Consider the following 26,669-nt stretch of genomic DNA (forward strand, 5'->3'; position numbering starts at 1 on the left):
GAGCGGGAGGAGCGGTGGCCATGGAGGCGCTGCGACTGATCAAGACGGCCCGGCACGCCCTGGCCGAGGCCAGGCACGTACCGGACGTGCTGGCCGAGGCGCGGCAGGCCGCGCTGCTCACCGAGGCGGTGGGCGCCAGGCTGGCGGAGTCGGAGGACGAGGAGCTCACCGGGCTGGGGCAGCAGCTGTCCGAGGCCGGGGCGCACGCGGCGGTCTGCCTGGACCGCTCCGTCGTCCGGGCCGCCCTGGTGAGCGGCGGCCGGGCCGCGCGGCTCACCGACCTGGGGGACTTGGCGCCGGCCCTGGGGGCGCTGGACGGGCTGCTCCAGGAGGTCGGCGAGACGCTGGTGGTGCTGGCCTGCGGGGCGGACACCGAAAGCCTCTACTGGACGTGCATCGACGGCGTGGACGCGGTGTCGGAGTGCAAGGACCTGACCGTACGGCTGTGCCGGGCGGCGGTCCGGGCGGAGGGGGCGCAACCCGCGGCGCTCGGCGGGGCGGAGCGCGAACGGGAGCCGGCGGGTGCCGGGGCACCGTTGCTGGTGGTCCGGCTCGGGCCGCCGGGTGAAACCGGTCCGCCGGGCGGTGGCGGTGGCAGTGGCGGTGGAGGTGCGGCGAGCGGCAGTGGCTCGCCTTCCGGTAGTGGCCCGCCGCCTCCGGCCATTCGCCCGTCGGACGGCGGCGGCCCGCCCGGTGAGGGCGGGCCGGCCGAGGAGGGCCAGGTGGCGGGCTACCGGGTGCCCGGCGCGTCCGAGGCCTCGGAGGTGTCCGTCCCGGTCGGATAGGCGGTGGAGCCGCTGCTCCCGGGGCCGGAGCCCTGGAGTTCGGCGAGGTCCGCGGTGACGGAGGCGAGCAGTTCCTGCATCTGCTCCAACAGGCTCTTGGGAGTGGTGGATCCGGCCGAGGTGCCGTCGGCCGAGCCCGTCGGGCTGCTCGGGAACTGCGGCGTGGCAGATGGTTCGGACATGACGGGACCTCTTCGGCTCGGTGGCGCGGTGTGGAGCGGCCGACGGTGGCTCGGACCGCACGGCGGGAGACGGCGGTTGCCCGCCCACCGGGGCACCCACCCCCGCCGTAGCTCCCAACGAACTGCCCCGGATGCCGTCACCCGGACACCACTCGATGCGGTCCAACTCCGCTGCGCGGTCAGCCTCCCGGGTGAGCCGGGGTTGCCCTCGCGGCGCCGGCTCGGCTAGGCGCGGAGCGGGGCGCGATCGGTGAGGCGGAGGCAGGGCGCGGTCGGGCACGCCCGGAGAGGAGGAGACGCGGAAGGGGGAGAACCCACCCCTTGCCACTCTCAACGTATAGCGCATGGGGGGTCTTGCGGCAAGGCCCCCGTGGTGGCGCACAATCGCAGGCCTCAGATCGGAGCTGATGCCATGAACACCCGGACCACCAGTGCGTTCGACCTCCCCGCCCGCCTCGCCGCCAAGGCCGCCCCGGCGCTCATCGGCGCGGACGAGCGGCACTTCGCGGCCGTGGCGGAGAGCCTGGAGCAGTCGATCGCCGAGCTGTCCGACCGCCTCGACGCGCTGCGCCGCGCGCCGGGCGGCCTCGGTCGGGAGGCGATGGACCGGGACATCGAGGTGCACAAGCTGACCGGTCGGCTGCGCGCCCTGCGCCGGTTCGGCCTGGACGTCTGCCTCGGGCGGGTCGTCCTCGCGGGCGAGGCGGAGCCGGTGTACATCGGGCGGCTCGGGCTCACCGACAGCGAGGGGCGCCGGCTGCTGGTCGACTGGCGCTCGCCCGCGGCCGAGCCGTTCTTCGCGGCCACCCACGCCGACCCGATGGGCCTGGTGAGCCGGCGCCGGTACCGCTGGAGCGGCGGCCGGATCGGCGACTACTGGGACGAGGTGTTCACCGCCGAGGCCCTGGAGGGGCACGCCGCGCTGGACGACCAGTCCGCGTTCATCGCCAGCCTGGGCGGCAACCGGTCGGCCCGGATGCGGGACGTGCTGGCGACCATCCAGGCCGACCAGGACGCCGTCATCCGGGCGGGATCCCGGGGCGCCCTGGTGGTAGACGGCGGCCCGGGCACCGGGAAGACGGTCGTCGCGCTGCACCGCTCCGCGTACCTGCTCTACTCCGACCCCCGGCTCGGCCACCGGCGCGGCGGGGTGCTGTTCGTCGGCCCGCACCAGCCCTACCTGGCCTACGTCGCCGACGTCCTGCCCAGCCTCGGCGAGGACGGGGTGCGCACCTGCACCGTGCGGGACCTCGTCGCCGAGGGGGCGAAGGCCGGGGCCGAGAGCGACCAGGAGGTGGCCCGGCTGAAGTCCTCGGTCGACATGGTGAGGGCGATCGAGAAGGCCGTCCGGTTCTACGAGGAGCCGCCCACCGAGGGGATGGAGGTCTCCACCCACTGGGCCGACCTCTGGCTGAGCGCCGAGGACTGGTCCGACGCGTTCGACGCCCCGGACCCGGGCACCCCGCACAACGAGGCCCGCGAGCAGATCTGGGAGGAGCTGGCCACGATCCTGATGGACAAGCTGGACGAGGACGAGGGGGTCTCGCCGGAGCTGTTCCGCCGGTCGCTGCGGCAGGACCGGGAGCTGGTCGAGACGCTCAACCGGGCCTGGCCGCTGCTCGACGCGGCCGACCTGGTCGGCGATCTCTGGTCGGTGCCCGCCTACCTGCGGATGTGCGCGCCCTGGCTGGCCCCCGAGGAGGTCCGCAGGCTCCAGCGCAAGGACGCGCCGCAGGCCTGGACGGTGTCCGACCTGCCGCTCCTGGACGCGGCCCGGCAGCGGCTGGGTGATCCGGAGGCGGACCGGCGCCGGCTCCGGCGGGAGGCCGCGGCCGCCGCCGAACGCGCGCGGATGGCCGACGTCATCGGCGACCTGTTGCAGGCCGACGACGACGGCGAGGGCGCGGTGGCGATGCTGCGCGGGCGCGACCTCCAGGACACCCTGGTCGACGAGACGGCCCTGCCCGTCGCCGACCCGGAGCCGCTCGCCGGGCCGTTCGCGCACATCGTGGTGGACGAGGCCCAGGAGCTGACCGACGCGGAGTGGCAGATGCTGCTGCTGCGCTGCCCGTCCCGGAGCTTCACCATCGTCGGGGACCGGGCGCAGGCCAGGCACGGGTTCACCGAGTCCTGGCAGGAGCGGTTGGAGCGGATCGGGCTCGACCGGAACACGGTGGCCTCACTGAGCATCAACTACCGGACGCCGGAGGAGGTGATGGCCGAGGCCGAGCCCGCGATCCGGGCCGCGCTGCCGGACGCCAACGTGCCGACCTCCGTCCGCAGCAGCGGCATCCCCGTCGTGCACGGGTCGGTGGCGGAGCTGGACGCCGTCCTGGACGGCTGGCTCGCCGGGCACGCCGAGGGGACCGCCTGTGTGATCGGCGCTCCCGGCTTCGAGGCGCGGCCGAGGGTCCGGTCGCTGACCCCGGAGCTGTCCAAGGGCCTCGAGTTCGACCTGGTCGTGCTGGTCGACCCGGAGGCGTTCGGCGGGGGCGTCGAGGGAGCGGTCGACCGCTACGTCGCGATGACCAGGGCGACCCAGCGGCTGGTCGTCCTCAGGAGCTGATGAGGAGGGGGCGACGAAGGGAGTGGAAGAGGGCGCGGGCGCCACGACCGGCCGCCGGGAAGCGGACGGTGGCCGGGGAAACGGGCGGGTCCCGGAAAGCGGGCGGGGCCCGGCGCCACCCGGCGCCGGACCCCAACAGCCTGTGCCCGCAGGTCAGTTGTGGGCGTGCAGGTCGGCGTTCAGGCCGCCCCAGGAACCGGAGCGGGCGATGACCTCGACCGCGCCGCTCTGCGAGTTGCGGCGGAACAGCAGGTTGTCCTGGCCGGACAGCTCGACGGCCTTGGCCACCGTGCCGTCCGGGGTGGTGACCCGGGTGCCGGCGGTCACGTACAGGCCGGCCTCGACCACGCAGTCGCTGCCGAGCGAGATGCCGATGCCCGCGTTGGCGCCGAGCAGGCAGCGCTCGCCGACCGAGACGACCTGCTTGCCGCCGCCGGACAGGGTGCCCATGATCGAGGCGCCGCCGCCGATGTCGCTGTGGTCGCCGACGACGACACCCGCGCTGATCCGGCCCTCGACCATGGAGGTGCCCAGGGTGCCGGCGTTGAAGTTGACGAAGCCCTCGTGCATCACGGTGGTGCCGGCGGCCAGGTGCGCGCCGAGCCGGACGCGGTCGGCGTGGGCGATGCGCACACCGGTCGGGGCGACGTAGTCGGTCATCCGCGGGAACTTGTCGATCCCGTAGACGGCCAGCTGGCCGCCCTGGGCGCGCACGGCCAGCCGGGCCTGCTCGACCTTGTCCACCGGGACGGGCCCGATGCTGGTCCACGCGACGTTGGCCAGCAGGCCGAAGATGCCGTCCAGGTTCTGGCCGTGCGGCTTGACCAGGCGGTGGCTGAGCAGGTGCAGGCGCAGGTACACGTCGTGGGTGTCGAGCGGCTTCTCGTCCAGCGAGGCGATGGTGGTGCGCACGGCGACCACCTCGACGCCGCGGCGGGCGTCGGCGCGCAGCGCCTCGGCCGCGCCGGCGCCGATCTCGGCTTCGGCCTGCTCGGCGGTCAGGCGGACGGTGCCGGCCGGGCCGGGCTCGGCGGCCAGCGCGGGGGCGGGGAACCAGGTGTCGAGGACGGTGCCGTCGGCGGCGATGGTGGCCAGGCCGGCGGCGACGGCGCCGTTCGCCGCGGAGGTGGATTCGAGCGAGGTGGATTCAGCAGTCACACCCTGCACGTTAACCAATGCGGGGCCCCGGTGCCGAACACGCCCACCGGACGGACACGTCCGTCGGAGGCGCTGGTCGGCGGCTCACGGGACGGGAAAACCCGGTGCTCGGCGCCGAGGCGCTGGGCGATACTTCAGCGGGTGTTCATGTCGATCTCCACCACCGGCAGCGCCGAGGACCCGGCCACGGACCTCGGGTTCCTGCTGCACAAGCACCCCGGCAAGGTCCAGCGGTTCACCACGTCGCACGGCGAGGCCCACGTCTTCTACCCGGAGGCGCGGGACGAGGCCTGCACGGCGGCGCTGCTGCTCGACATCGACCCGATCACGCTGGTCCGCAAGGGCCGGGGCGACGGCAGGGGGCGCGGCGGCTCGCCCGACTTCGCGCTCGCCCAGTACGTCAACGACCGCCCGTACGCCGCGTCCTCGCTGCTCGCGGTGGCGCTGCGGACGGTGTTCCGGTCCGCGATGAAGGGCGCCTGCCCGGCCCGCCCCGAACTGCCCGGGCGGGCCCGCCCGCTGCGGATCGAGCTGCCCGCCGTGCCCGCGAACGGCGCGGGCGGGGGCGGCGGCCCGGCCCTGGTGGTCCGGCTGTTCGAGCCGCTTGGCTGGCAGGTCGAGGCGACGGCGATCCCGCTGGACGAGTCGTTCCCCGAGTGGGGCGAGTCCCGTTACGTGCGGATCGCGCTCTCCTCCGGGACGGTCCGGCTCGCCGACGCGCTCCAGCAGCTGTACGTGCTGCTGCCGGTGCTGGACGGCGCCAAGCACTACTGGGTCGCCCCGGACGAGGTGGACAAGCTGCTCGCCGCCGGCCAGGGCTGGCTGGCGGCCCACCCGGAGCGCGCCCTGATCACCCGCCGCTACCTGGCCCGGCGCTGGTCGCTGACCCGGGCCGCGCTGGAGCGCCTGGAACTGGCCCGGCTGGCGGAGGCCGACGACCGTGAGGTCGAGGAGATCGACAACGCGGTCGACGACCGGCCCGAGGAGGAGGTCCGGGACCACCGGGACCAGCCGGAGCCCGGGCAGCCCTCGCTCGCCGAGCAGCGCCGCACCGCGATCCTCGCCGCGCTGCGCGAGACCGGAGCCGCCCGCGTCGCCGATCTCGGCTGCGGCCAGGGCGAGTTGATCGGCGACCTGCTCAAGGACGCCCGGTTCACCGGCATCCTCGGCGTGGACGTCTCCGCCCGGGCGTTGCGGGCGGCGAGCCGTAAGCTGGGCCTGGAGCGGTTGTCGGAGCGTCAGGCGGCCCGGGTGGCGCTGGTGCAGGGAGCGCTCACCTACACCGACGCCCGGCTCAAGGGCTTCGACGCGGCGGTGCTGTGCGAGGTGATCGAGCACCTGGACCTGCCGCGGCTGCCCGCGCTGGAGTACGCGGTGTTCGGCGCCGCCCGGCCGAGGACGGTCGTGGTCACCACACCGAACGCCGAGTACAACGTCCGCTGGGAGAACCTGCCGGCGGGCACCGTCCGGCACGCCGACCACCGCTTCGAGTGGTCCCGGGCCGAGTTCCGCGCCTGGGCCGGGAAGGTCGCCGCCGCGTACGGCTACACCGTGGAGCTGCGCCCGGTCGGCCCGGAGGACGAGGAGGTCGGCGCCCCGACCCAGCTGGCCCTGTTCACCACGACTACTACGCCCGCCATGCCCGCCACGAGCTCGACGCCCACGACCACGACGCCCGCCACAAGCTCGACGCCCGCCGCACCCGCCACGACCTCGACGCCCGAAGGAGGCGAGCCCCGATGACCGACGATCCGACCGGCACTCCCGGCGAGAGCCGGCACCAGGACGACGCCGAGAGCGCCACCCCCCGCCGCCTCCCCGTCACCGACGTCTCCCTCGTCGTCCTGATCGGCACCAGCGGTGCGGGCAAGTCCACCTTCGCCCGCCGCCACTTCCTGCCCACCCAGGTGGTCTCCTCCGACTTCTGCCGCGGCCTGGTCGCCGACGACGAGAACGACCAGTCCGCCTCCGCCGAGGCCTTCGAGGTCCTGCACTACATCGTCGGCAAGCGCCTGGCGGCCGGCCGGCTGACCGTGGTGGACGCCACCAACGTCCAGCCCGAGGCCCGCCGTCAGCTGGTCGCGATCGCCCGCGAGCACGACGTGCTGCCGATCGCGATCGTCCTGGACGTCCCGCCGGGGGTGTGCGCCGAGCGCAACCGCTCCCGCCCGGACCGTCAGCTGCCCGCCCATGTGATCCCCCGCCAGCACCGGGAGCTGCGCCGTTCCCTCCGGGGCCTGGAGCGCGAGGGCTTCCGCAAGGTGCACGTCCTGCGCGGCGAGGCGGAGGTGGCGGCGGCCGGGATCGAGCTGGAGAAGCGCTACAACGACCTGCGCCACCTCACCGGCCCGTTCGACATCGTCGGCGACATCCACGGCTGCCGCTCCGAGCTGGAGACGCTGCTGACCCGGCTCGGCTACACCCTGACCAGGGACGCCGAGGGCCGCCCGGTGGACGCGGCGCACCCGGCGGGCCGCACCGCCGTGTTCGTCGGCGACCTGGTCGACCGCGGCCCCGACACCCCGGGCGTGCTGCGCCTGGTGATGGGCATGGTGGCGGCCGGCCACGCGCTCTGCGTGCCGGGCAACCACGAGAACAAGCTCGGCCGGGCGATGGACGGCAGGAAGGTCACCGTCGCCTACGGCCTGGAGGAGTCGCTGGACCAGCTGGCGGGGGAGAGCGAGGAGTTCCGGGCCGAGGTCCGCGCGTTCATGCGCGGCCTGGTCAGCCACTACCTGCTGGACGGCGGCGCCCTGGTGGTCTGCCACGCGGGCCTGCCGGAGAGGTACCACGGCCGCAACTCCGGCCGGGTCCGTTCGCACGCGCTGTACGGGGACACCACCGGCGAGACCGACGAGTACGGCCTGCCGGTGCGCTACCCGTGGGCGGAGGAGTACCGGGGCCGGGCGCTGGTGGTCTACGGCCACACCCCGGTGCCGACCGCGAGCTTCGTCAACAACACCGTCTGCCTGGACACCGGCTGCGTCTTCGGCGGCAGCCTGACCGCGCTGCGCTACCCGGAGCGCGAGTTGGTGAGCGTCGAGGCCGAGCGCGAGTGGTACGCCCCGGTGCGTCCGCTGATCACCGACGCGCCGGGCGCCCGCGAGGGCCGTCCGCTGGACCTCGCCGACGTGGCCGGGCGCCGGATCGTCGAGACCGGGCTGCACGGGCGGGTGGCCGTCCGGGAGGAGAACGCGGCCGCCGCGCTGGAGGTGATGAGCCGCTTCGCGCTGGACCCGCGGCTGCTCGCCTACCTGCCGCCGACCATGGCACCGAGCGCCACCTCCCGCCGGGACGGCTACCTGGAGCACCCGGAGGAGGCCTTCCTCGGCTACCGGGCGGACGGCGTGCGGCACCTGGTCTGCGAGGAGAAGCACATGGGCTCGCGCGCCGTGCTGCTGGTCGCCCGGGACGGGGCCGCGCTGGAGCGCCGCTTCGGGGTGGCGGGCCCGGGAGCGATCTGGACCCGGACCGGCCGCGCCTTCCTCGCCGACGAGGAGCTGACCGGCGCCGTGCTCGACCGGGTCCGGTCGGCCGCCGAGCGCGCCGGGCTGTTCGAGGAGCTGGCCACCGACTGGCTGCTGCTGGACGCCGAGCTGATGCCCTGGTCGCTGAAGGCGGTGGAGCTGCTGCGCCGGCAGTACGCGGCGGTCGGCGCGGCGGCGGGCGCCGCCCTGCCGGAGGTGCTGTCCGCGCTGGAGCGGGCGGCCGGGCGCGGCCTGGACCTGGCCCACCTGACCGCCCGCCAGCGGCAGCGCGCGGCCGACGCCCGGGCGTTCACCGAGGCGTACCGGCGCTACTGCTGGCCGACCGAGGGGCTGTCGGGCATCCGGCTGGCGCCGTTCCAGCTGCTCGCGGCCGAGGGGACGAACCTCGCGGTGCGCCCGCACGACGAGCACCTGGCCTGGATCGACCGCCTGGTGGACGCCGACACGGCCGCCGGCACGGCCGCCGGTGGCACTGGCGGCACCGGTGGCACTGACGGCACGGACGCCGCCGGCAACGCCGGGCGGAAGGAGCCGGTGCTGCACCGCACCCGCCGGATCCTGGTGGACACCGAGGACGAGGCCTCGACGGCCGCCGCCACCGCCTGGTGGGAGGAGCTGACCGGGGCGGGCGGCGAGGGCATGGTGGTCAAGCCGCTGGCCTCGCCGGCGCGCACCGTGCGCGGCAAGGGCCGCCCCGGCGGCCTGGTGCAGCCCGGGGTGAAGGTGCGCGGCCGGGAGTACCTGCGGATCATCTACGGTCCGGACTACACCGAGCACCTCGACCGGCTGCGCCTGCGCGCGCTGGGACACAAGCGCTCGCTGGCGCTGCGCGAGTACGCGCTGGGCCTGGAGGCGCTGGACCGGCTGGCGGCGGGGGAGCCGCTGTGGCGGGTGCACGAGCCGGTCTTCGCTGTGCTCGCGCTGGAGTCGGAGCCGGTCGACCCCCGGCTGTGACGACTGGGACGGCGGTGACGGCCGGGTCAGCCGCGCCCCGCCGCCAGGCTTCTGTATAGAAATTCCGAGCATCGTATACACTTGCCGCTTTCCCGCAGTCCCGTCACCCCAGGAGCCCGGCATGGCCTTCAACCTCCGGAACAGGCACTTCCTCAAGGAGCTCGACTTCACGCCCCAGGAGTTCCGCTTCCTGGTGGACCTCGCCGCCGGTCTCAAGGCGGCGAAGTACGCGGGCACCGAGCGGCCCCGGCTGCGCGGGAAGAACATCGCGCTGATCTTCGAGAAGACCTCCACCCGCACCCGCTGCGCCTTCGAGGTCGCCGCCCACGACCAGGGCGCCGCCACCACCTACCTGGACCCGGCGGGCTCGCAGATCGGCCACAAGGAGTCCGTCAGGGACACCGCCCGGGTGCTCGGCCGGATGTTCGACGGCATCGAGTACCGCGGCCACGGCCAGGAGGTCGTCGAGGAGCTGGCCGAGTACGCCGGCGTCCCGGTCTGGAACGGCCTGACCGACGAGTGGCACCCGACCCAGATGCTGGCCGACGTGCTCACCGTCACCGAGCACACCGTCAAGCCGCTCCCCGAGGTCGCCCTCGCCTACCTCGGCGACGCCCGCTCCAACATGGGCAACTCGCTGCTGGTCACCGGCGCCCTGCTCGGCATGGACATCCGGATCGTCGCCCCGCGCGCGCTCTGGCCGACCGAGGAGGTGCAGAAGTCGGCGCAGGCCCTGGCGGAGACGACCGGCGCCCGGATCACCCTGACCGAGGACGTGGCCGAGGGCGTGGCCGGAGCCGACTTCCTCTACACCGACGTCTGGGTCTCGATGGGCGAGCCCAAGGAGGCCTGGACCGAGCGGATCGAGCTGCTCAGGCCGTACCAGGTGTCCATGGACACCGTCCGGGCCACCGGCAACCCGGCCGTGAAGTTCCTGCACTGCCTGCCCGCCTTCCACGACCTCGGCACGGTGGTCGGGCGGCAGATGTACGAGGCGACCGGCATGACCGAGCTGGAGTGCACCGACGAGCTGTTCGAGTCGGCGCACTCCATCGTGTTCGACCAGGCGGAGAACCGGCTGCACACCATCAAGGCCGTGCTGGTCGCCACCCTCGGCTCCTGACCGGGCCCGGGCAGCCCGGGACGCGGACGCCCCCGGGACACGGACGCCCCCGGGCCGCGGACGCCCCCGGGCCTCAGTCGTCCAGCTTGACGCAGGCCACCCGGTCGCCCGCCGCGTGCGGCCCGGCCGGGGTGCCCGCGTGCAGCACCAGCGAGCGCGCCTCGCCCGGCCGCGGCTGCCAGTCCACCGCGGTGGTGGCGCTGCCCCGCCCCCGCCCGTCGGTGCGCAGCACCAGCCGCAGCTCGTTGCGCTCGTTGGCGTACACCGGGTCGGTGGACGGCTGCACCGGGTCGACCTCGTGCTGGTAGTGCGGCCCGGAGGAGGCCGGGTCGGCCCCGCAGCGGCCGGTGTGCAGGTGCACCGGGAACTCGTGGTCGGGGGCCAGGTCGGAGGCCGTCAGGGTGAGCACCGTCCGCCCGGGCACCGAGCGGTCGGTGACGATCCGGGCGTGCGAGCCGTACGGCACCAGGTCGCTCGCGTAGCTGATCGCGGCCGGCGGGACGAAGGCGGTGGCGGGGTCGAAGGCGGCCTCGACGACCGAGACCGGTGAGGCGGCGGGGGTGAGCAGGGCCAGCGGCAGCAGGGCGGCGGCGAGCGGAGCGGTCATCGGGGCGGGGCCTTCCACGGGCGGGGCGACGGTCGCCCTGCTAACGCGGCCGGAGCTCCGAGGACACCCGGGCCGTGAGCCGCTCAGTCCCGCCGGAGCCCCCGGATCTCGCAGCGCGGCCCGCTGGCCCGCATCAGCCGCAGGTCGGCGGTGACCAGCGGCACCCCGTACCGTTCGGCGACCGCGACGTACGCGGCGTCGTCCGGGGTGAGGTTGTCCTTGAGCTCCCAGATCCGGCCGAGCAGCGGCGCCACCTCGACCTTGCGGATCCGGTGCACGGCCACCTCGGCGAGTTCGACGGCGAGTTCGGCGACCCGCTCGGCGGTCAGCTCCTTCGCCAGGTGGAGGCCGCGCAGCGACTGCATCACCTCGACCACGATGTGCTCGGGTGCCAGCCACTCGCCGCCGGCGGCGAGTTCCTCGCGGGCCCGGATCCCGCGCGGGCCCTGGTCGGCGAGCGCCAGCACCAGCGCGGATGCGTCCACCACGATCATCAGTCGGCCCCTGCCCGTTTCCGCACGTCAACTCACCGGTCACGGTACCGGGGCGGCGCTCGTCCGACGGCGCCGGGCCCGGGGGCCCGTAACGCGGCCCCGGGCCCGGCCCTCCGCAGGCTCAGCTCCCGGTCAGCGGCCCGGCGAGCAGTCCGGCCAGCAGGGAGGCGGCGTTGGCGGTGCCGGCGGCGAGCCAGGGCAGCGGGTCGCGCGGGCTCAGCCCGGTGAGCGGGCGGAGCAGCAGCGCCTCGACGGCGCAGACCGCCGCCTCGCCGAGCGCGAAGCCCGTCCAGTACGCTGCCGCCGGCCCGTCGGTCCAGTGCCGGAGGGTCCACCAGAGCAGGGGGTGCGTCACCAGGTTGACCAGGACGGCGGCCGCGGCCGCCCGGACGGGACGGACCCGGGCCACGCGTCCGAGGGCGGCGGTGTAGACGGGTGCCTCGGTCAGCAGGGTGAGGGCGAGGGCCACCGGGTAGCGCACGGCGGGGATCGTGCCACGGGGAGGGGGAACATGGCGACCACGGGCACGGCGACCACCGGCTCGACGACCACGAGCACGACCACGGCGACCACGGGCACGGCGACCACGAGCACGAGCGTGGCGACCGCGGCCACCGCCTGGCCCGCGCCGGGCCCGACGGCCCGGCTGGGCGCCGTGCCGTTCGCGGGCTTCGCCCTGTCCGCCGTCCTCGCCCTGGCGCTGGCCCTGCGCGCCCCGACCGGCCTGGCGGTGCTGGACCTGGCCGCCTTCGGCCTGCTGCACAACGTGCTGGAGCTGCGCTACGTGGCCGGCCGCTTCGCCACCGTCCTGACCGGCCCGCTGCTGCGGCTGCTGCTGGCGCTGGTGACCGGCATCGTGCTGTGCCGGCTGCTGCCGCCCTCCCGGGCCGCCCAGTCGGCGGAGATCCTGCTCGCGTACGGCCTGCTGGCGGCGGCGTGCCGGTACGGGCTGCGCGGCCGCCCCCGGTCGCTGTCGGCGGCCGCGGTGCTGCTGGCGGGGGCCGGGGCGGCGTCGCTGGCCTTCCCCGGGTACCACTTCGTGGTGCTGGCCCACCTGCACAACGTGGTGCCGCTGCTGTTCCTGGTCGAGTGGTCGCGCCGGCTGGCGCGGGGCCGGGCGGCGTTCCTGGCGTTGCAGTCGGCCTGGGTGCTGCTGGTGCCGGCGCTGCTGCTGAGCGGCCTGCTGGACGGCGTGCTGTCCCAGCGCCCGGGCGGCTGGACGGACCGGCTGGCGGCCGCCTACACCCCGCCGGCCCTGTTGACGCCGCAGGCGGGCCTGCGCTTCCTGGCGGTGTTCGCGTTCCTCCAGACGATGCACTACGTGGTCTGGGTCTGGTTCCTGCCCCGGTACGCGCCGGAGGCCGCGGAGCGCTTCGACGCCAGGGTGCCGGGTCTGCGCGGGGCACGGGCGTGGTACCTGGGGGCGGGCGCGGGGGTGCTGCTGGCTCTCCTGTTCGCCGTGGACTACGCCCAGGGCCGTTCGCTGTACGCGGCGCTGGCGACCTACCACGCGTACCTGGAGTTCCCGGTGTTGTTGGTACTGGTTCTGGGCCCGGGTGCGAACCGGGCGCGAACGGAGGAGGAAGAGTGAGGACGATCCCGCTGGCCGACATCGCCCCCTCGCCGACCGGCGGTTCCGGTGGTGAGCTTGTGGTGGTGCTGCTGATGGCGGCCGCCGTCGTGGCGGGTGCGGTCTGGCTGATCAGGCTGGAGCGCAAGCGGCGCGGCCCGGACGACCGGTGAGCCACGGCATGCACTATGGTTTATCTCGACATCGAGATAACTGCGCCCTACGATATATCTCGACATCAAGATACTTGCCGAGAGGCGCTCGCCGGCGATGCGGGCAAGGTGGGCCTAAGTAAGGCTGACCTTACCACCGCGTGACGGCCGGATACCGCACGAAGCACCCAGAAGGAGTCAGTCGTGTCCGCGAACAGCTTCGACGCCCGCAGCTCGCTGCAGGTGGGCGACGAGTCGTACGAGATCTTCAAGCTCTCCGCCGTCGAGGGTTCCGAGCGGCTGCCGTACAGCCTCAAGGTGCTGCTGGAGAACCTGCTCCGCACGGAGGACGGCGCGAACATCACCGCCGACCACATCCGCGCCCTCGGCAACTGGGACGAGAAGGCCCAGCCGAGCCAGGAGATCCAGTTCACCCCGGCCCGCGTGATCATGCAGGACTTCACCGGTGTGCCGTGCGTGGTCGACCTCGCCACCATGCGTGAGGCCGTCAAGGAGCTGGGCGGCGACCCGGCCAAGATCAACCCGCTGGCCCCGGCCGAGCTGGTCATCGACCACTCGGTCATCGCCGACAAGTTCGGCACCAAGGACGCGTTCACCCAGAACGTCGAGATCGAGTACGGCCGCAACAAGGAGCGCTACCAGTTCCTGCGCTGGGGCCAGACCGCGTTCGACGAGTTCAAGGTCGTCCCGCCGGGCACCGGCATCGTCCACCAGGTGAACATCGAGCACCTGGCCCGCACCGTCATGGTCCGGGGCGGCCAGGCGTACCCGGACACCTGCGTCGGCACCGACTCGCACACCACCATGGTCAACGGCCTGGGCGTGCTGGGCTGGGGCGTCGGCGGCATCGAGGCCGAGGCCGCCATGCTCGGCCAGCCGGTCTCCATGCTGATCCCGCGCGTCGTCGGCTTCAAGCTGACCGGCGAGCTGCCGGCCGGCACCACCGCCACCGACCTGGTGCTCACCATCACCGAGATGCTGCGCAAGCACGGTGTGGTCGGCAAGTTCGTCGAGTTCTACGGCGACGGCATCGGCTCCATCCCGCTGGCCAACCGCGCCACCATCGGCAACATGTCGCCGGAGTTCGGCTCGACCTGCGCGATCTTCCCGATCGACGCCGAGACCATCAACTACCTGAAGCTCACCGGCCGCGACGAGCAGCAGCTCGCCCTGGTCGAGGCGTACGCCAAGGAGCAGGGTCTCTGGCACGACCCGTCGCACGAGCCGGTCTACTCCGAGTACCTGGAGCTGGACGTCTCGACCGTCGTCCCGTCGATCTCCGGCCCGAAGCGCCCCCAGGACCGCGTGATCCTGGCCGAGGCCGCCGAGAAGTTCGCCGAGGCGCTGCCGACCTACTCCGCCGAGGCCTCGAAGCCGACCGCCGTCACCGCCCCCGACGGCTCGACCTACGAGATCGACAACGGCGCGGTCGTGATCGCCTCGATCACCTCCTGCACCAACACCTCCAACCCCTCCGTCATGCTGGGCGCCGCCCTGCTGGCGAAGAAGGCCGTGGAGAAGGGCCTGCGCGTCAAGCCCTGGGTCAAGACCACCCTGGCGCCCGGCTCCAAGGTCGTCATGGACTACTACGAGAAGGCCGGCCTGCTCCCGTACATGGAGAAGCTGGGCTTCAACCTGGTCGGCTACGGCTGCGTCACCTGCATCGGCAACTCGGGCCCGCTGCCCGAGGAGGTCTCGGCCGCCGTCAACGAGTCCGACCTCGCGGTCGTCTCGGTGCTCTCCGGCAACCGCAACTTCGAGGGCCGGATCAACCCCGACGTCAAGATGAACTACCTGGCCTCCCCGCCGCTGGTGGTCGCCTACGCCCTCGCGGGCAACATGAACATCGACATCACCAAGGACGCCCTGGGCCAGGACGCCGACGGCAACGACGTCTTCCTCGCCGACATCTGGCCGTCCGAGCAGGAGGTCGCCGACACCGTCGCCGGCTCCATCGACGAGGCGATGTTCGACAAGGGCTACCAGGACGTCTTCGCCGGTGACCACCGCTGGCAGTCGCTCCCGGTCCCGACCGGCAACACCTTCGAGTGGGACGCCGAGTCCACCTACGTCCGCAAGCCCCCGTACTTCGAGGGCATGGCCAAGACCCCGAGCCCGGTGACCGACATCGCCGGCGCCCGCGTCCTGGCCAAGCTGGGCGACTCGGTCACCACCGACCACATCTCCCCGGCCGGCAACATCAAGCCGGGCACCCCGGCGGCGCAGTACCTGACCGCCAACGGTGTCGAGAAGCGCGACTTCAACTCCTACGGTTCCCGTCGTGGCAACCACGAGGTGATGATCCGCGGCACCTTCGCCAACATCCGCCTGCGCAACCAGATCGCGCCGGGCACCGAGGGCGGCTACACCCGCGACTTCACCCAGGCCGACGCGCCGGTGTCGTTCATCTACGACGCCTCGCAGAACTACCAGGCCGCCGGCATCCCGCTGGTCGTCCTGGCCGGCAAGGAGTACGGCTCCGGCTCGTCCCGCGACTGGGCCGCCAAGGGCACCGCGCTGCTGGGCGTCAAGGCCGTCATCGCCGAGTCGTACGAGCGCATCCACCGCTCGAACCTGATCGGCATGGGCGTCCTGCCGCTGCAGTTCCCGGAGGGCGAGAACGCCGAGTCCCTCGGCCTGACCGGCGAGGAGACCTTCTCCATCACCGGCGTGACCGAGCTCAACGAGGGCCGCACCCCGAAGACCGTCAAGGTCAAGGCGGGCGAGAAGGAGTTCGACGCGGTCGTCCGCATCGACACCCCCGGTGAGGCGGACTACTACCGCAACGGCGGCATCCTGCAGTACGTGCTGCGCTCGCTGATCGGCTGAGTCCCGGCACAGGGCTAGAGGGGCCGGACCGCACCACGCGGTCCGGCCCCTTTTGCATGCTGCACCGACCTGGCCCGCCCCCTTGTGCGGTGAACGGCGGATGGACTAAACCTCTCTCTCATCTGGTCCAGACCATTTGACGCCGCTTCAGAGAACAGGTCCGGTATGCCCACTCGCGCCTCAGCCCTGCTCGCCGCCGCCACCGTCGCCGCGCTGCTCGCCGCCCCCGCCACCGCCGACGCCGCCGACGGACGGCACGGCCCGAAGCTGAAGGGCCAGCGGGTCGGCTACTTCACCCAGTGGGGCGCCGACAGCTCCGCCAAGCGGGTCCAGGAGTCCGGCCAGGCGGCCAGGCTCACCGTCATCAACTACGCCTTCGGCAACGTCTCCGCCGAGGGCACCTGCTTCGAGAGCAACGAGGCCGGCCAGAGCGACGCCCGCAACGACTACCAGCGCCCCTTCTCCGCCGCAGAGTCGGTGGACGGCGTGGCCGACGCCCCCGACCAGCGGCTGAAGGGCCACTTCAACCAGCTGCGCAAGCTCAAGGCGAAGAACCCCCAGCTGCGCACGGTCATCTCGCTCGGCGGCTGGAGCTGGTCCAAGTACTTCTCCGACGCGGCGGCCACCGACGAGGCCCGCAAGAAGTTCGTCTCCTCCTGCATCGACCTCTACCTCAAGGGCGACGTGCCGGTCCTGGCCGACTCCCCGGAGGGCGGCAGGGCCGCGGCCGCGGGCGTCTTCGACGGCATCGACATCGACTGGGAGTACCCGGGCGGCGGCGGGGACGCCGGCAACGTGGTCCGCCCCGAGGACGGCCGCAACTTCACCCTGCTGATGCGGGAGTTCCGCGACCAGCTGGACGCGCTGAGCGGCAGGAAGGGCAAGCACTACCTGCTGACCGCCGCCGTGGCCGCCAACGAGACCGTCGCCGACCGGCTCGAACTGCCGCGGCTCAGCGAGTCGGTGGACTGGCTGAACGTGATGACCTACGACCTGCATGGCCCGTGGGAGGGGAAGGGGCCGGCCAACCACCAGGCCCCGCTGTACTCCGACCCGGCCGACCCGGACCCGCGGCAACGCAGCGCCGACAAGGCCGTCGTGCACTACCAGGAGCGCGGCCTGCCCTCCGAGCAGCTCGTCCTGGGCGCCCCGCTGTACGGCCACGGCTGGACCGGCGTCGCCCCCGGCCGGCGCGGCGGCCTGTTCCAGAGCGCCACCGCGGCCGCGCCCGACCACTCGTACCAGGAGATCAACGCGCTGCCGGGCAAGGTCCACCTGGACCGTGACCACGGCGCGTCCTGGAAGTACGACGGCACCACCTTCTACAGCTACGACACCGCCGAGGTGCTCACCCAGAAGGCGCGCTACACGCGCTGGAACGACCTGGCCGGGGTGATGGTCTGGTCGCTGGACGGCGACGACGCCCAGGGCAGCGCGATCGCCGCGCTGGACCGCGGCCTGCGCCGCGACTGACCGCTCCCCCACCCGTACGACTCCCACTCGTACGACTCCCACCCCGTACGACTTCCATCCCGCACGGCTCCCACGCCGTACGACCCCCGTACCCAGGGCCCGCCGCGGACGCACCCGCGGCGGGCCCTGCTACGCGGTCGGCCCGGCCGGCTCCGCGCGCGGGCCCCGGGGCTGCCGGGCGGGCGGCGGGGAGCCGTCCAGGATGCCGCTCTGCGCCGTCAGGTAGGCGAGCTGGGCCCGACTGTTGCTGCCGAGGATCTCCGACACCTTCTTGAGGTGGCTCGCCACGGTCCGCGAGCTGATGCCGAGCCGGCTGGCGATCGCCGCGTCCGTGTAGCCGTCCACCATGAGCTGGAGCACCCGCAGCCGGGTCTCGTCGGTCAGCAGCGGTGGGCGCTGGTGGTCGCTCTCGTAGACGACCGGTGCGGCCCGCTCCCAGGCGTGCTCGAAGACCGAGGCCAGGAAGTGCACCACGCCGGAATCGGTGATCTTGAGCGCGTGGTTGTGGTGCTCCAGCTCCTTGTCCGGGATGAACGCCACCGAGCGGTCGCAGATGATGAGCCGGTCGAACACCTCGTCGACGGTCCGCACCTCGATGCCGGCATCGGTGACGGCCTTGATGTAGTCCAGCGTCGGGTAGTGCGCCCGGACGGAGTGCTGGTAGAGCGTGCGCTGGCGGACCCCCCGTTTCTGCGCGTCCAGCGCCAGGACCAGCGATCTGGCGAGGACGTCGGTCGGCCGGCTGCCGCCCGGGTGCGCGGTGAGCAGTTCCCGCTCGGTCGCCTGGGTCGTCTCCGCCACCGCGGCGGCGATCACCGCCGCGCCGCCGAGCCGCTGGACGGTGTCCCCGCCCTCCCTGCGCAGCGTCCGGTAGACGCTCTCGACCTGGGACATGGCGGTCCGGATCGCGGCCACCTGTTGCTGCTGTTCGAGGATCTGCTGCTCCATCGGGTGCAGCAGGGCCGTGGTGGCGACCTCGGGCGGGACCGGTACCAGGACCGACGGATCGCCCAGCGCCGCCGTCAGCAGCCCCAGCTCGGTCAGGCACGCGGGCGGTGCCGCGGTCGGAGCCCTCCCCAACAGGACGGCCTTGCGGTAGAACGTGATCCCCTCGTCACATGGCCCGGGGTTAGCCTCCGGGCCACTGGCGTCTGATATGTCGCACATGTGCCACCCCCTTCGGAATCTTGCAGTGCACGATCCTGAGCCATCGGATCTCTTCTGGCAAGGACCCATTCCCAGGCATTCTCTCTGTGTGCCGGGGAAACCCCCGGCGCAAACGGAGAGATCTATCTAGGGGTGGATGGAAATGAAGATCATGCGGTTCCCGGGTCGAATCCTCGCGTCCGTCGTTATGGCCGCCCTCGCGGTGATCGTCGTTTCCGCCGTGCCGAGCGTCTCCGGCAGCGCCCCCACCGCTGCCGCCAGCAACGCCGCGCTCCTGCCGGGCGACCCCGGCTGGGCCTGATCGACCGGCGGGAATCCGCCGCCCCTGGACAGTATCGCCGGTCCGCGGACCTGCGGGAGTGCTGCGAATCACGTTTCGCCTATTCCGGCGTGCCGACATTCACAAGGAGAGAGAAATGACCGCTGCGATTGCCGTACCGAAATGCCTGGTGTGCGACACCGACTTCGAGGTCGACGAGGCCTGGGAGCGGGGTGAGGTGACCGAGTGCGCGGCCTGCGGCCAGGAGCACGAGGTCGTCGAGAAGTCCGAGGCCGGCGTCCGCCTCGACCTGGCCCCCGAGGTGGAAGAGGACTGGGGCGAGTGACATCCGCCGGCCGAGTCCTGCTGTCGGCCACCATGCTCCGCCCCGAGGAGAAGCTCCTCCTCGGGGCGTTGCGTGGGGAGGGTCTGACGGCGACTCCACTCCTCATGGAGGATCTGGCCGAGGTCGTGGCGGGTCACACCGACCCGCCGGGCCTGGCCCTGATCCGCAACCTGTCGCACCGTGACGCGATCAGCGTCTCGTGCCGCCTGGAACACGCCGGAATCACCACGCTCAACCGCGCGTCGACCATCGAGACCTGCAACGACAAGGGCCTGCAGGCGCTGCTCTTCGCCCGGCACGGAATCCCCCACCCGCTCACCCGGCACGCCTTCAGCTACGACCAGGTCCGTGCGATCGTGGCCGAACTGGGCATGCCCGCGGTGGTCAAGCCGGTCAGCGGGTCCTGGGGGCGCGGCGTCACCAAGCTCGCGGACGACGCGTGCCTGGAGGCCTGGGCCGCCGGGCGCGAGTCCGTGGACGCCGCGGGCAAGCTCTTCCCCGTCATCGTGCAGCAGTACATCGACAAGCCCGGCCACGACCTGCGCGTGGTCGTCGTCGGGAGCACCCCGGTCGTGGCGATCCAGCGGGTCTCGGACGACTGGCGAACCAACACCCACCTGGGCGCCGAGGTCCGGCGCGTCGACGTCACCCCGGAGATGGAGAAGCTCTGCGGCCAGGTCGTCGACGTCCTCGGCCCCGGTTTCTACGGGGTCGACCTGGTGGAGGACCGCGCCACCGGTGAACTGCTCGTGCTGGAAGTGAACGCCAACCCCGAATTCGCCCGCTCCTCCGCCCTGCACGGAGTGAACGTCGCCGGCCACCTCGCCACCTATGTCGCGGGGCAGCTGGCGGCCGCGGCCGTGTGACCCGGAGAGGATCCATGGAACTGTTCGACACCGCGACGGTGCTCGCCCGCGTACTCACCTCGGGCGTGGTCATGAGCATCGAGAAGAGCGACCGTGAACTGCCCGCCCTGGAGCGGCTGCTGACCAAGCGGACCGGCCGCGCCAAGGCCGTCCTGCTGAACAGCCGGACCGGCGCCCTGCACGCGGCCCTGGCCGGTCAGGGCATCGGCCACGGCGACACCGTGTCCCTGCCCGAGCCGGACGAGGCCACCGTGGCCTTCCTGGGCTGGCTCGGCGTCACCGTCGAGGGGCAGGCCCCGGCCGCCTTCGACTTCGTCTCCCTGACCCCCGAGAACGCCGGCCGCCTGGACGAGCTGACCGCCGACGCCACCGCCCCCGCTCTGGTGGTGGACCTGAGCGGGCTCGGCTTCGGCCCGGCCGCCGCCGTGCTCACCGACGACGATCGGCTCTGGGCCCGGGCCGAGCGGCTGAAGATCTTCGGCGCCTACGACCTGCGCACGATGTGGACGCAGCAGGAGGCCGACGCCGATCTGGTACCGGGGGTCCAGTTCAACTACCGGCTGAGCCCCCTGGTGGCCGGTTGCGTACGGATGGCCCTCACCCACGCGGCGCGCCCCGCCGCCGCAACCTCCGGAGCACGCTGATGATCACCGACTTCCCGAGTTCCCCACTGCCCCTGCCCACCGCCGCCGACCTCGCCGACGAGCTCGCCGCCCTCGGCGGCGGCGCGATGATCCCCAAGGCCCAGCGCCGCACGCTCTTCCCGATCATCACCAAGGAAGACGTCTTCAACCTGATGCTCGCCCAGCGGCAGTCGCCCGACAAGGTCGTGGCCGACTTCGCCGAGGCGTACCGCGCCTACGTCGGCGCCGAGTACGCCCTGCCCACCGCCAGCGGCACCTCCAGCCTGCACATGGCCCTGGTCGGCGCCGGCGTGCAGCCCGGCGACGAGGTGATCGTCCCGGCGTTCACCTTCATCGCCACCGCGCAGGCCGTGGTCGCCGCGCACGCGATCCCGGTGTTCGTCGACATCGACCCCCGCACGTACTGCATGGACCCGCAGGCCGCGGCCGCCGCGATCACCCCGCGGACCAGGGCGCTCATGCCGGTGCACGTCCACGGCCTGCCCGCCGACGTGCCCGCCCTGCGCGCCCTGGCCGACGAGCACGGCATCGCGCTCGTCGAGGACGCCTCGCACGCCCACTCCGCCAAGATCGGCGACCGGGTGGCCGGCTCCTTCGGCGACGCCGCCGGACAGAGCCTGATGGCCGACAAGAACTTCCCGCTCGGCGGCGAGGGCGGCATCGCCTTCTACGCCACCGAGGAGGCGTACCGCCGGGCGGTCGACTACCTGGAGCGCCACGCCATCGACTACGGCATGTCGTGGGTGGCCGCCGCCTTCGGCACCAGCCAGCTGGCCCGGCTGCCGTACTACGACGAGATCCGGGCCCGCAACGCGGCCCTGCTCGGCGAGGCCCTGGCGGGGACCGGCCTGTTCACGCCGCCGCACGTCCCGGACGGGCACGTGCACGCGTACAACATGTACCGGACCACCCTGCACCCGGAGGCCGTCGGCCTGGAGGACCTGCCGGTGCACGCCGTCAAGGAGGCGGTGCACGAGCTGCTGGTCGCCGAGGGCGTGCCGGCCCGCGAGTGGCAGAACACCCCGATCCCGTGCCACCTGCCGTTCCAGCACCGCGACGGCTTCGGCAACGGCTACCCGTTCTCGCTCAACCCGGACGCCGTGCGCGACCACCGGCCCGAGGACTTCCCGGTCACCCTGGGCATGCTCGACAGCACCCTGGTGCTCTGCCGCGAGCTGCGCTCCCCGGTCGAGTACGAGCGGATCCTGCGCTACGCGGACGCCTTCCGGAAGGTCGCCCGGCGCCCGGACGCCATCCGCAAGCTCGTCGAGAGCGGCGACTACCGCCGTCCGTGGGAGAAGGCGGCCCGCCTTGGCTGACGAGAAGATCCGCGTCGCCGTCATCGGCGCGAGCGGCTACACCGGCGGGGAGGTGATCCGGCTGCTGCTCGAACACCCCGGCGTGGAACTCGCGTTCCTCTCCGCGGAGCGCAACGCCGGCGCCACCGTCGGCAGCGTCCACCCGTGGCTGCGCAACCACCCCAGGGCCGGCTCGCTCACGCTCCGGCCGCTGGCGCAGCTCGCCGAGGCCGGCCCCGTCGACGTCGCCTTCGGCTGCCTGCCGACCGGCACCCTGCCGGAGCAGCTGCCGCTGATCGCCGACAACGCCAAGCGGGTGCTCAACCTGGGCGGCGACTTCCGGCTGCGCGACGGCGACGACGTCCGGACCCACTACCCGAAGACCGCCGCGAACCCGCCGAGCGAGGAGTTCGCCTACTACGTACCCGAGTTGAGCCCGGAGGTGCCGCAGGAGCGGTTCATCAGCCTGCCCGGCTGCATGGCCGTCACCACCATCTACGCGCTCTACCCGATGTTCGCCGCCTCGCTCGCGACCGACCGGGTCGTGGTCGACGCCAAGACCGGCTCCACCGGGAGCGGTCGCGGCGGCGGCGAGCCGCACGCCGAGCGCAGCGGCAACATCCGGGTGCACAAGCTGCACGGGCACCGGCACGCCCCGGAGGTCCAGCAGGCGATCGCCGACCTCACCGGCGCCGCCGTGGACCTGCGGTTCTCCACCCACAGCCTCGACGTGTCGCGCGGCATCATGGTCACCGCGTACACCGAACTGCGGGACGGTGTCACGGCGTTGGACGTGAAGCGGGCCTACGCCAAGGCGTACCTCGGCAAGCCCTTCGTCCGGGTCCGGCCGGCCCCCAAGGCGGCGCAGGACTTCCCGATGCTCAAGGCGGTCGTCGGCTCGAACGTCGCCGAGGTGGCGGTCGCGGTCCGCGGCGACCAGTGCGTCGCGGTGGCGGCCCTGGACAACCTGATCAAGGGCGCGGCCGGGCAGGCGATCCAGGCGATGAACCTGATCTTCGGCCTGGACGAGACGGCCGGACTGCCCACCACGGCGGTGTCGCCGTGAGCCGCCCGCTGTACGTGGTCAAGGTCGGCAGCGCCACCCTCGACCACGGGACGATCCACAAGGAGCTGGCCGACCTGGTGGCCCGGGGCGCCCGGGTCCTGCTGGTCGCCGGCGGTGCCACCGGCATCGAGACCCACTACCGCGCGATCGCCCGCCCGATGCCGCAGCTGCGGCTCGCCAACGGCGACGAGGTGCGCTACTGCCCGCCCGAGGAGATGGCCCACCTGGTCGACGCCTACGAGCGGGTCACCCTGCCCGCCGTCGAGCGGGAGGCACGGGCCCTCGGGCTCGGCGTCTTCACCGCCGTCGCGGCGCGCGGCGGGCTGGTGACCGGGCGGGCCAACCGCCCGCTGAAGGCGCTGTCCGCCGAGGGCCGGCCGATCGTGGTCCGCGACCACCGGGCGGGCGTGCCCGCCCGGGTGGACACCGAGCGGCTGAACGCCCTGCTCGACAGCTACGACCTGGTCTGCCTGTCCGCGCCGGTCGCCGACCCGGACGGCGGCGCCCCGCTCAACGTCGACGCCGACGTGCTCGCGGCGGTCCTCGCCAACGCGCTCGACGCCGACCACCTGCGGCTGGTCACCGGCACCGCCGGACTGCTCACGGACAAGGACGACCCGCGCTCCACGCTGGCCGACGCCTACCCGGGCGACGGAGCGCGGTACGCCGCGGGACGCATGCGGCAGAAGGTCCGCGCGGCCGAGATCGCCCTGGAGGGCAGCGCCGACGTGGCCATCACCGGGCCGCACACCATGGCCGAGCCGGCGAACTGGACCAGGTTCTGGCGGGTGCGCGAGCCCTCCGCCGACCTGAGCCTGCTGACCCGGGTGGTCTCGGTGCCCTCGGTCTCCGGCGACGAGGCCGAACTCGCCACCCTGCTGGCCGAGTGGTGCCGGGAGCGCGGCATGGACGCCGCGGTCGACGAGGTGGGCAACCTCGTCGCCAGCCGCGGCATCGGCCCCCGCCGGCTGCTGCTCCTCGGCCACCTCGACACCGTGCCGCACCGCTGGCCGGCCGAGTGGCGCGACGGCGAGCTGTGGGGCCGCGGCAGCGTCGACGCCAAGGGCAGCCTGGCCAGCTTCCTGGAGGTGCTCGCCCACGCGGACATCCCCGAGGACGGCCAGCTGTGCGTGGTCGGCGCGGTCGAGGAGGAGATCTCCTCCTCCAAGGGCGCCTTCCACGTCCGCGACAACTACCCGGCCGACGCGGTCGTCATCGGCGAGCCCAGCGGCGCGCAGAAGCTGACGCTCGGCTACTTCGGGCTCTTCAAGCTCGAGGTGACGGCGTCGGTGCCCAGCGGCCACTCGGCCGGACAGGACGCGGTCTCCGCCCCCGACCTCCTGATCGAGGCGCTCGGCGGCATCCGGACGGCGGTGCTGGCCGAGGCGGCCGACGCGCTGAGCGCGGTCATCGAGATCAGCAGCGGGACCGGACGCGAGCACAACCACGCCACCGGGATCCTCAACTTCCGGGTGCCGCCCACCGCGGACCTCGCCGCGCTGCGCTCGGCCGCGCTCGACCAGGTCCGTCCCGGGGTGGCCGTCGAGGTGCTGCGGGCCACCCCCGGCTACGTGGGCGGCCGCTCCAGCCCGCTGGTCAAGGTCTTCGGCCGGGCCTTCGCGGACGCCGACATCCGGCCCCGCTTCGTCGTGAAGAAGGGCACGTCGGACATGAACACGCTGGCCACCACCTGGCACGACGTCCCCATGGTGGCGTACGGCCCCGGCGACTCCTCGCTGGACCACACCGACGAGGAACGGATCGGCGCCATGGAGTACCGCACCGCCCGCTCGCTGCTCGCCGACGCCGTCAACCGGTGGTTCGCCCTGCCCGAGGGGAGCCGTCGATGAGCGCGGTGCTCGCCCCGCCGCGGGCCGAGGACGGCCTGCTGTCCGTCCTCACCGACCGGGCCGTACGGGCCCGCCGGCTCGTGGTCGACATGGCCGCCGGGCCGCGCGGCTGCCACCTCGGCGGCAGCCTGTCCGTCCTGGACATCCTGATCGCCGCACTGCACCGGGCCTCGGCCGGGGACGGCACCGAGGTCGTGCTCAGCAAGGGGCACGCCGCCGCCGGCCTCTACGCGGCCCTGCACGTCAGCGGCGTGCTCCCGGAGGACCCGACCCCGCGCTACGGCCTGGCGGGCGAGCCGTTCACCGGCCACCCGGGCCCCAAGGTCCCGGGCGTGCGCTTCCCCACCGGGAGCCTCGGCCACGGCGTCCCGTACGCCGCCGGCTGGGCGCTGGCGCGCAAGCTCGGCGGCCGGAGCGGTCTCGGCATCGCCGTCGCGGGCGACGGCGAGCTCCAGGAGGGCCTGGTCTGGGAGACCTGCCAGGTCGCCGTGGCCCAGGAACTGGGCAACTTCGTGCTGGTGGTCGACCGCAACGGCGGCCAGAACGACGGCCTGGTGGCCGACATCTCGCCGCTGCCCCGGCTCGCCGAGCGGTTCGCCGCCTTCGGGTTCGAGGTCGCCGAGACCGACGGGCACGACCTGGCGGCGCTCACCGAACTGCTGGCCGGCGACCGCGCCGGGGCCCGCAGGCCGCTGGCCGTGATCGCGGCCACCGTCAAGGGGAAGGGCGTGCCCGCCGTGGAGGGCAAGGCCGGCTCCCACTACGTGACCATCGACGCCACGCGCGCCGCCAAGTGGAAGCGAGCGATCCGATGACCCTCTCGGGCCGTGACGCCTACCGTGACGAGCTGACCGGGCTCGCCGCCGAGGACGACACCATCGTCTGCCTGGAGGCGGACCTCGGCGGCAAGGGCCACCCGTTCCAGGCCGCCCACCCCGACCGCTTCTTCAACCTCGGCATCGCCGAGGGCGCCATGGTCGACATGGCGGCCGGCCTCGCCGCGGGCGGGTACAAGCCCTTCGTCAGCACCTTCGCGCCCTTCGCGGCGCTGCGCGCGGCGGAGAGCCTCAAGCTGACGCTGGGCTACCTGAACGCCGGGGTCACCGTGGTGGCGCCCTACGCGGGCGTCTCCGGCGCCTGGTTCGGCACCACCCACCACTGCCTGGAGGACCTCGCCGTCCTGCGCAGCATCCCGGGCGTGGTCATCGCCGCCCCCTACGGGGAGGCGGAGATGCGCGCGGTGGTCCGCGAGGCCGTGCGCTCCGGCCGGCCGCACTACATCCGCACCGGGCGCAACGCCCAGTACCGCTCGCTGGACTGGGAGGGAGCGCAGCCGCCGCTGGTCAACTGGGAGTTCCGGGCCGATCCGGACGAGGTCTGCCTGGTGTCGGTGGGGGAGGAGGGCACCCGCCTGGCGCTGGCCGCGCGGGAGGCCCGCCCCGGCCCGGCCCACGCCCACCTGGTCTACCTGGACCACCCGAACCTGGCCCGCGCCGCGGCCGAACTGTCGCGCCACCACCGGCGGTTCGTCGTGGTCGAGGAGCACCGCGCCCAGGGCGGGGCGGCCGAGGCCCTCGCGCTGCTGATGCCCGGCTGCGAGGTCACCGCGGCGAGCGCGGACCTGACCTGGCCCTCCACCGGCGGCGACCACGAGGAGGTCATGGCCGCGGTCGGACTCTCGCTGCCCGCCGTGCTCTCGGCGGTGGCCCGGGCCGGCGGTGCCGGCCGGCTGCCGGCCGCCGTCGGAGCCTGCGTCCGCTGAGCGGGCGCC

Annotated in this window: 24 protein-coding genes; 18 read left to right on the forward strand and 6 right to left on the reverse strand. The window is 73.4% G+C overall.

Annotated elements, in window-relative coordinates; all coding sequences use genetic code 11:
* Positions 1-20 precede the first annotated feature (20 nt).
* Complete coding sequence (locus tag ACZ7RU_RS00095; protein WP_470338692.1) at positions 21-785, forward strand: DUF6099 family protein; 765 nt, start codon at positions 21-23, stop codon at positions 783-785.
* Here the strand turns inward: ACZ7RU_RS00095 and ACZ7RU_RS00100 are convergent.
* Positions 731-967: a hypothetical protein gene (locus ACZ7RU_RS00100; RefSeq protein ID WP_470338693.1), complete on the reverse strand. Its 237-nt coding sequence runs from the start codon at positions 965-967 to the stop codon at positions 731-733. The genes ACZ7RU_RS00095 and ACZ7RU_RS00100 overlap by 55 nt on opposite strands.
* A 412-nt stretch (positions 968-1,379) precedes the next feature.
* Here ACZ7RU_RS00100 and helR point away from each other — a divergent pair, with 412 nt between their 5' ends.
* Positions 1,380-3,533 carry an RNA polymerase recycling motor ATPase HelR gene (gene helR / locus ACZ7RU_RS00105; protein WP_470338694.1) on the forward strand — a complete coding sequence of 718 codons (2,154 nt, stop codon included), beginning with the start codon at positions 1,380-1,382 and terminating at the stop codon, positions 3,531-3,533.
* Between the two features lie 153 nt (positions 3,534-3,686).
* Here helR and dapD read toward each other — a convergent pair whose 3' ends face one another.
* On the reverse strand, positions 3,687-4,691 hold the full coding sequence (gene dapD / locus ACZ7RU_RS00110; RefSeq protein WP_387748118.1) for a 2,3,4,5-tetrahydropyridine-2,6-dicarboxylate N-succinyltransferase: 1,005 nt from the start codon (positions 4,689-4,691) through the stop codon (positions 3,687-3,689).
* Between the two features lie 141 nt (positions 4,692-4,832).
* Between dapD and ACZ7RU_RS00115 the strand changes: the two genes are divergently transcribed.
* The 3 genes from ACZ7RU_RS00115 to argF all read left to right on the forward strand — a co-directional run bounded on the left by ACZ7RU_RS00115 (position 4,833) and on the right by argF (position 10,256).
* Entirely contained in the window at positions 4,833-6,434 is a 1,602-nt protein-coding gene (locus ACZ7RU_RS00115; protein ID WP_470338695.1) for a 3' terminal RNA ribose 2'-O-methyltransferase Hen1, read from the forward strand.
* Positions 6,431-9,133 (forward strand): polynucleotide kinase-phosphatase, encoded by a 2,703-nt coding sequence (locus ACZ7RU_RS00120; RefSeq protein ID WP_470338696.1) that lies wholly within the window; start codon positions 6,431-6,433, stop codon positions 9,131-9,133. Before ACZ7RU_RS00115 ends, ACZ7RU_RS00120 begins: the two co-directional genes overlap by 4 nt.
* Before the next feature lie 121 nt (positions 9,134-9,254).
* On the forward strand, positions 9,255-10,256 hold the full coding sequence (argF, locus tag ACZ7RU_RS00125; protein WP_470338697.1) for an ornithine carbamoyltransferase: 1,002 nt from the start codon (positions 9,255-9,257) through the stop codon (positions 10,254-10,256).
* A 73-nt stretch (positions 10,257-10,329) separates the two neighbouring features.
* Here argF and ACZ7RU_RS00130 read toward each other — a convergent pair whose 3' ends face one another.
* The 3 genes from ACZ7RU_RS00130 to ACZ7RU_RS00140 all read right to left on the reverse strand — a co-directional run bounded on the left by ACZ7RU_RS00130 (position 10,330) and on the right by ACZ7RU_RS00140 (position 11,838).
* Positions 10,330-10,863 (reverse strand): superoxide dismutase family protein, encoded by a 534-nt coding sequence (locus tag ACZ7RU_RS00130; protein ID WP_470338698.1) that lies wholly within the window; start codon positions 10,861-10,863, stop codon positions 10,330-10,332.
* Positions 10,864-10,946: 83 nt separating this feature from the next.
* The gene (locus ACZ7RU_RS00135; protein ID WP_470338699.1) at positions 10,947-11,357 is read right to left on the reverse strand and encodes a type II toxin-antitoxin system VapC family toxin; all 411 of its coding nucleotides are present in this window, start codon (positions 11,355-11,357) and stop codon (positions 10,947-10,949) included.
* Between the two features lie 121 nt (positions 11,358-11,478).
* Positions 11,479-11,838: a hypothetical protein gene (locus ACZ7RU_RS00140; protein ID WP_470338700.1), complete on the reverse strand. Its 360-nt coding sequence runs from the start codon at positions 11,836-11,838 to the stop codon at positions 11,479-11,481.
* Positions 11,839-11,868: 30 nt separating this feature from the next.
* Here ACZ7RU_RS00140 and ACZ7RU_RS00145 point away from each other — a divergent pair, with 30 nt between their 5' ends.
* From ACZ7RU_RS00145 to ACZ7RU_RS00160, 4 genes are all read left to right on the forward strand, one after another.
* Positions 11,869-12,948: a hypothetical protein gene (locus ACZ7RU_RS00145; protein WP_470338701.1), complete on the forward strand. Its 1,080-nt coding sequence runs from the start codon at positions 11,869-11,871 to the stop codon at positions 12,946-12,948.
* Positions 12,945-13,100 (forward strand): hypothetical protein, encoded by a 156-nt coding sequence (locus tag ACZ7RU_RS00150; RefSeq protein WP_387748134.1) that lies wholly within the window; start codon positions 12,945-12,947, stop codon positions 13,098-13,100. The genes ACZ7RU_RS00145 and ACZ7RU_RS00150 overlap by 4 nt, the downstream gene beginning before the upstream one ends.
* Positions 13,101-13,283: 183 nt before the next feature.
* Positions 13,284-15,929, forward strand: coding sequence for an aconitate hydratase AcnA (gene acnA, locus ACZ7RU_RS00155; RefSeq protein ID WP_470338702.1), 2,646 nt, complete (start codon positions 13,284-13,286; stop codon positions 15,927-15,929).
* A gap of 165 nt (positions 15,930-16,094) precedes the next feature.
* Entirely contained in the window at positions 16,095-17,402 is a 1,308-nt protein-coding gene (locus ACZ7RU_RS00160; RefSeq protein WP_470338703.1) for a glycoside hydrolase family 18 protein, read from the forward strand.
* 129 nt (positions 17,403-17,531) lie between these two features.
* Here the strand turns inward: ACZ7RU_RS00160 and ACZ7RU_RS00165 are convergent, their stop codons facing one another.
* The gene (locus tag ACZ7RU_RS00165) at positions 17,532-18,569 is read right to left on the reverse strand and encodes a LuxR C-terminal-related transcriptional regulator (RefSeq protein WP_470338704.1); all 1,038 of its coding nucleotides are present in this window, start codon (positions 18,567-18,569) and stop codon (positions 17,532-17,534) included.
* A 136-nt stretch (positions 18,570-18,705) separates the two neighbouring features.
* Between ACZ7RU_RS00165 and ACZ7RU_RS00170 the strand changes: the two genes are divergently transcribed.
* From ACZ7RU_RS00170 to ACZ7RU_RS00210, 9 genes are all read left to right on the forward strand, one after another.
* Complete coding sequence (locus tag ACZ7RU_RS00170) at positions 18,706-18,870, forward strand: hypothetical protein (RefSeq protein ID WP_470338705.1); 165 nt, start codon at positions 18,706-18,708, stop codon at positions 18,868-18,870.
* A 115-nt stretch (positions 18,871-18,985) separates the two neighbouring features.
* On the forward strand, positions 18,986-19,174 hold the full coding sequence (locus ACZ7RU_RS00175; protein ID WP_049648974.1) for a lysine biosynthesis protein LysW: 189 nt from the start codon (positions 18,986-18,988) through the stop codon (positions 19,172-19,174).
* Positions 19,171-20,040, forward strand: a complete 870-nt coding sequence (locus ACZ7RU_RS00180; RefSeq protein ID WP_470338706.1) for a RimK family alpha-L-glutamate ligase — start codon at positions 19,171-19,173, stop codon at positions 20,038-20,040. Before ACZ7RU_RS00175 ends, ACZ7RU_RS00180 begins: the two co-directional genes overlap by 4 nt.
* A gap of 14 nt (positions 20,041-20,054) precedes the next feature.
* On the forward strand, positions 20,055-20,684 hold the full coding sequence (locus ACZ7RU_RS00185; protein ID WP_470338707.1) for a degT/DnrJ/EryC1/StrS aminotransferase: 630 nt from the start codon (positions 20,055-20,057) through the stop codon (positions 20,682-20,684).
* A complete protein-coding gene (locus ACZ7RU_RS00190) occupies positions 20,684-22,003 on the forward strand; it encodes a DegT/DnrJ/EryC1/StrS aminotransferase family protein (RefSeq protein ID WP_470338708.1) in 1,320 nt (439 codons plus the stop codon). Before ACZ7RU_RS00185 ends, ACZ7RU_RS00190 begins: the two co-directional genes overlap by 1 nt.
* Positions 21,996-23,048: an N-acetyl-gamma-glutamyl-phosphate reductase gene (gene argC / locus ACZ7RU_RS00195; RefSeq protein ID WP_470338709.1), complete on the forward strand. Its 1,053-nt coding sequence runs from the start codon at positions 21,996-21,998 to the stop codon at positions 23,046-23,048. Before ACZ7RU_RS00190 ends, argC begins: the two co-directional genes overlap by 8 nt.
* Positions 23,045-24,898: a M20/M25/M40 family metallo-hydrolase gene (locus ACZ7RU_RS00200; RefSeq protein WP_470338710.1), complete on the forward strand. Its 1,854-nt coding sequence runs from the start codon at positions 23,045-23,047 to the stop codon at positions 24,896-24,898. Before argC ends, ACZ7RU_RS00200 begins: the two co-directional genes overlap by 4 nt.
* Positions 24,895-25,713, forward strand: coding sequence for a transketolase (locus tag ACZ7RU_RS00205; protein ID WP_470338711.1), 819 nt, complete (start codon positions 24,895-24,897; stop codon positions 25,711-25,713). The genes ACZ7RU_RS00200 and ACZ7RU_RS00205 overlap by 4 nt, the downstream gene beginning before the upstream one ends.
* Complete coding sequence (locus tag ACZ7RU_RS00210) at positions 25,710-26,660, forward strand: transketolase family protein (protein ID WP_470338712.1); 951 nt, start codon at positions 25,710-25,712, stop codon at positions 26,658-26,660. Before ACZ7RU_RS00205 ends, ACZ7RU_RS00210 begins: the two co-directional genes overlap by 4 nt.
* The last annotated feature ends 9 nt before the right edge of the window (positions 26,661-26,669 follow it).

The sequence above is a fragment of the Kitasatospora sp. NPDC114501 genome, assembly GCF_055633695.1.